This window comes from Secundilactobacillus collinoides DSM 20515 = JCM 1123 (assembly GCF_001435975.1).
Classification (GTDB): domain Bacteria; phylum Bacillota; class Bacilli; order Lactobacillales; family Lactobacillaceae; genus Secundilactobacillus; species Secundilactobacillus collinoides.
Genome location: NZ_AYYR01000113.1, coordinates 1 through 1,085 on the forward strand (window position 1 = coordinate 1; position 1,085 = coordinate 1,085).

The window sequence follows — 1,085 nt, forward strand, 5'->3', positions numbered from 1 at the left end:
TCTTCATACCAGTACCTCCAGAGATTTCTGGTTCAAGTACTGGGGTTCGGTCCAGCCTGCTGGAACACGTTTCGGCAATGTAAAAAAAGTGCTCATAATTTCCCGAACCTGGAAATTAGGCCAGAGTTGCTTACACAGTAGCCCGTTGCCTGCTGGAACCGATAAATTAACAATGATGAATCGAGTCATATCGAAAGAAAATCACAACGACAAAATTAAAACAACTGAGGCGCCTAAAAGTCTCAATTAGGAGAGTAATCATGAAAAAATCACATATTTTCGTTGGGTTATTAACCCTCTGTACCGCGGCCATCGTTCTCACAGGTTGCGGCAGTTCCTCGAGCAGTTCCACATCAAGCAGCAAAAAAGACCCGCAGACCGGTGAGGCCTACCCGAAAACCATGAAGGTCGGGTTAATGGAAGGCGGTCCCGAATCGGCAATTTTAGCCAAGGAAGGGTACCTTAAAGATTTGGGTGTTAAGGTCAAAACGACGACCTATTCATCTGGGACAAGTATTAACAACGCTATCGTTTCAAAAGATTTGGATGCGGCTTCCTTCGGCGTTTCACCGTTTGCGTTAGGTGTTTCTAACGGGGTTTCTTACAAGGCCGTTGGTATCTCTTACGTTGAAAGCGGCAATATTGAAGCACTCGTTTCCAAAAAGAGTATTACGTCGATCAAAAAGTTGAAGGGTAAAACAATTGGGGTTACCTTTGGGACGACCTCGCAATACGCTCTGGTCAAAACGCTAAAGGCGGCCGGTATCAAGACCAGCCAAGTGAAGTTTAAGGATCTGTCAGGGCAAAACATTGTGGCGGCATGGAAGCGCGGCGACATTGATGCCGCGTACACGTGGAGCCCAGCGCTGAATTCGATTGAAAAGACTGGGAACGTCCTGTCAACTGATGGTAAATTGAAGAGCCAGGGTGTCGAAATTCCAGAAGTTTCGGTTGTTAGCACCTCGTTTGCTAAGAAGTACCCAACGCTGACCAAGAAATACGAACAAGCGATGCTGAAAGTTTATAAACTCCCTCAATTGTCAAGTTAAGTGCAACACTAATGGCCTATTCTTATAATTGGTCTA

General features: G+C 45.6%; 2 protein-coding genes. Both read left to right on the forward strand.

From position 1 onward, the window contains the following. Positions 1–250, forward strand: a 250-nt coding sequence (locus FC82_RS17240) for a hypothetical protein (protein ID WP_235809250.1), incomplete at its 5' end; no start/stop codon positions are given. A gap of 10 nt (positions 251–260) precedes the next feature. Further along, the gene (locus FC82_RS14600; RefSeq protein WP_056997369.1) at positions 261–1,049 is read left to right on the forward strand and encodes an ABC transporter substrate-binding protein; all 789 of its coding nucleotides are present in this window, start codon (positions 261–263) and stop codon (positions 1,047–1,049) included. Positions 1,050–1,085 lie beyond the last annotated feature (36 nt).